Here is a 3,596-nt window from a genome sequence, read left to right as displayed (position 1 = left end):
ATTTAAGGTCTATGAGTATGGCTATAGTTTTTTCAGATGAAGGTGTTACTAAGCACTTAGATAATACAAGTAACGAAAATATTGATATTCATAATATTTTCGAATCAAATGAAATCTCTCATATAACAATAGGCTCTGATGGTGGATGGTTCAATATAATTGAATACTAAACAAACGCGAGTTTTAATAAAGTTCTGGCAGTTCCGGGAAATCTGCAATCTCTATATTTGATTGGCGAAGCTGATTCAATTGAAGAGGCTAAAGCGAAGAGTTACATGGAAAAAGCAGTTTTCTTCAAAGGTGAAGAAAACCGCTTTTTTATATCAAACTTATCAGGTGTTAAGGAATTTTTAATAATTCATTCTATATAATTCGGGATATCGGGGGAAGAGGGTTATATTAGATATCCAATTTTATAGTTTTCGCTTTTTCAACATTTTCACCCAAGCTATCAAGAACATCACTTGTTAGAATTTCAATTGACTTAATATCATTTGTGTTTTCTAAAATAAACCCCATATTGCCTTTCTTAACATCATTTCTTTGTATTTCACCAGTCAATTCTTCGAGAAAAATGTCCTCTTCCCATGTTTTTAGCTCACCATTGTTCGTCTTAACAAAAGCAACTGGTGTGAATTTTATGTCCTTATCGGATGTATTTTTAACTTCAACTCCTACTTTAATAAAATCAAACTCTTCTTCATGAGTATAGGAATGAAAAAAGTCAATCATGCTGTAATCCGGAACGAAATGTAGCAACTTAGCATCTTTTAAAACCATTTCAACCCCACCTATATTAACTGTCTTATTTAAGGGTTTATATGATTTTAATGTGAGTTCGCCTTTGTCATCGGTTACGGTTTCTCCAACTGTCACCAGATTAATGTCATCCGTTATTTGAGGATTCGGCACATATACATCTTCTTGTACATTAAGTTTTTTTTCCGTTTGGTCGATGGTTTTGACCTGTTCCTCAGTAGCTTTGTCCTCGGTGTTATATACTGATGAACAGCCTGAAAGAACTAATAAAAGAATCAAGAAAAACAAGTATCTCTTCATTGGAATCCCCCTAGCATAATAAAACACCCGTCGCATTTAGCAACGGGCTATTTTATTGTATCTGTTATTTTTTATTTTTTGTTTTATCTAAAAGTTCAAAGATAATTTTGGCATTGTCTGTATTATCAATTTGTCCTGCCAATCGTTCTTTGTAAGGTCCGTAGGCAAATACTGGCACGTCTTCACCAGTGTGACCACCAGTTGTCCAGCCTGTATGAGAACGCTCATCAAAGATTTTTTCGATTGCATTATCTATATCAGTGACTTTTTTAGTCGTTGCAGCATCTTTAACAGATTGGATTTCTTGTGCTGTTAATGCTAATAGATTTTGATCTATATACGTTTTTAATGTCTTTTCAACATCTTCACCTTTAGCAATTTCAGCTGCCATAAAGTCTGGTGTGCGCTTAGCTGCTTTAATAGGCTGAGCAAACCAGTTATAAATTCCATCAGAACCAATAGAGTATCCGCCAGTTGAATGGTCAGCTGTAATAACAACTAATGTATGTTTGTCCTTTTTAGCAAAATCAATAGCGGCCGTCGCAGCTTTTTCAAAGTCTGCCATTTCACTCATTGCTCCAACTATATCATTATCATGACCCGCCCAGTCTACCTGGCTTCCTTCAACCATTAAGAAGAAACCATCTTTATCCTTGCTTAAACGTTGAATAGCTGATGTCGTCATATCTTGAAGAGAGGGAACTTCATCTGTACGATCAATCATTTTAGGGAGTCCGCCAGATGCAAACAATCCAAGAATCTGTCCATTTTTATCTTTTGAAAGTTCCTCTTTGTTTGTTACATAACTATATCCGGATTTTTTGAATTCTTCTGTAAGATTGCGGTCAGGACGAACAAAATTTGAAGTACCGCCACCAAGGAGAACGTCAATTTTATGTTTGCCATTTATTAATTCATCGTAATAGTCATCAKCAATTGCATTCATATTTTTACGGTTTTCATCGTGTGCACCAAATGATGCTGGTGTTGCATGGGTTATTTCAGAAGTAGCGACAAGGCCAGTTGCTTTACCATTTTCTTTGGCAGCCTCTAAAACGGTTTTCACTTCTGATTTATCGTTATCGACCCCAATTGCTGCATTATATGTTTTTACGCCAGCAGACATAGCTGTCGCAGCGGAAGCCGAATCAGTTATGTTTTGTGTTGGATCTTCCGGATAAGTCATCTGTTGTCCTATGAGATATTTATCAAATACTGTTCTTTCTACAACAGTTGTTGAAGGATTATCATTAAAATAACGATAACCTGAAGTATAGGTTGACCCCATCCCATCTCCGATTAAGAAAATAACGTTTTTTATTTCCTTGTTTTCATTGCTTCTCTCTTTTTCTTCAGCTTGTACGTTGATACTGGTAATTGATGCAGCCAAACCACCTAATGCAAGAGTTGATACAACACAGATTGGAAGTAGCTTCTTCGTTATTTTAGTTTTAACCATCTGATTAACCTCCACCATTCAATTTAATATGATAACAAGTTTTACTATAAAGGTAGATTGTTAATATCCTATTAAACCAAAGTAAAAGTAAGTTAAGATGATGTAAATCTACATTATTCATTGAGTAACATTTGAAAAATAGGAGGGCTAACGATGCCCCAGGTGTCATAGTACTTGGAATGGTCATTATTTTACGGGATGTCTTATGGGAGCGTTGATCCAGGAAGGTATTAGCGTTTTTTCATTAAATTTTTTACAAAAGGGGCAGGTTAGTTTAAGAAAGAACTTTTCTGTACTTGTTACTTGATTACTCATTATTGAAAGTTGACATAAAACAAAAGTAAGAATAAACTGAATTTAACGTAAAAAAATTATTTTTACGTGGAGGTAATAACATGAACATAAATAAAGCAAAGAAAATGCTTGTTACAGAAACGGAACAATTGATGATGATTCGAAATCCGTTCAAATTGGAAATTTTGCAGCATTTGACTCACCCTCATTCTGCCAGCGAAGTGGCAAAGTTTATGAACCAAAGCCCTCAAAGGATGAATTATCATTTCAAGAAGCTCGAAAATGCGGGATTAATATGGAAAGTGGGAACACGCAACATACGGAACTTGGTTGAGGTACTTTATGAATCAGTAGCCGAGCAATACGTTGTCACGGAAAAAACAGATATTCAAACTGACTTTATCCAGCAATTAAGAGATCAGGGTCCATTGATGCATTTGTATGATTTGTCTGAGCAAATCAAAAAGGATACCGTCGAATTACTAAACATTGTAGATGATGCAGTTCATGTCCCAAGTGCCGCGTTGGATTTTCAAGTTCAATTTGTGAATGAAGATGAGCGCAAAGAGTTTTTGAACAAGTATATCGAGTTGGTTCATGAATTGGTTTCAAAATATCCGGCAGAAAAATCAACAGACAACATTCATTTTAAAGCGCTAATCGCTGTATATCCAAAGATAAATGAAGGAGGAGAAGCTTAAATGAGTAAGGTTATGTTTGAAAATGAAAAAGTGGTGTACATTCCTTTGGAAAAAACTGTTCAAGTACAGACACAAATTCATAC

3 protein-coding genes are annotated in these 3,596 nt (G+C 35.2%); 1 reads left to right on the top strand and 2 read right to left on the bottom strand.

Annotated features, from left to right (window positions below; all coding sequences use genetic code 11):
• Nucleotides 1–399: 399 nt before the first annotated feature.
• On the bottom strand, nt 400–1,059 hold the full coding sequence (locus AC1DSL_RS16410; protein WP_477533012.1) for a lipoprotein: 660 nt from the start codon (nt 1,057–1,059) through the stop codon (nt 400–402).
• Nucleotides 1,060–1,123: 64 nt separating this feature from the next.
• Nucleotides 1,124–2,518 (bottom strand): alkaline phosphatase, encoded by a 1,395-nt coding sequence (locus AC1DSL_RS16405; protein WP_477533011.1) that lies wholly within the window; start codon nt 2,516–2,518, stop codon nt 1,124–1,126.
• Between the two features lie 395 nt (nt 2,519–2,913).
• Here AC1DSL_RS16405 and AC1DSL_RS16400 point away from each other — a divergent pair, with 395 nt between their 5' ends.
• Nucleotides 2,914–3,513, top strand: coding sequence for an ArsR/SmtB family transcription factor (locus AC1DSL_RS16400; RefSeq protein ID WP_477533010.1), 600 nt, complete (start codon nt 2,914–2,916; stop codon nt 3,511–3,513).
• The last annotated feature ends 83 nt before the right edge of the window (nt 3,514–3,596 follow it).

The organism is Paenisporosarcina sp. P4_D4 (assembly GCF_056401835.1).
Note: the sequence above shows the minus strand (reverse complement) of the source record. Positions and strands in the feature narration are given on the sequence as shown.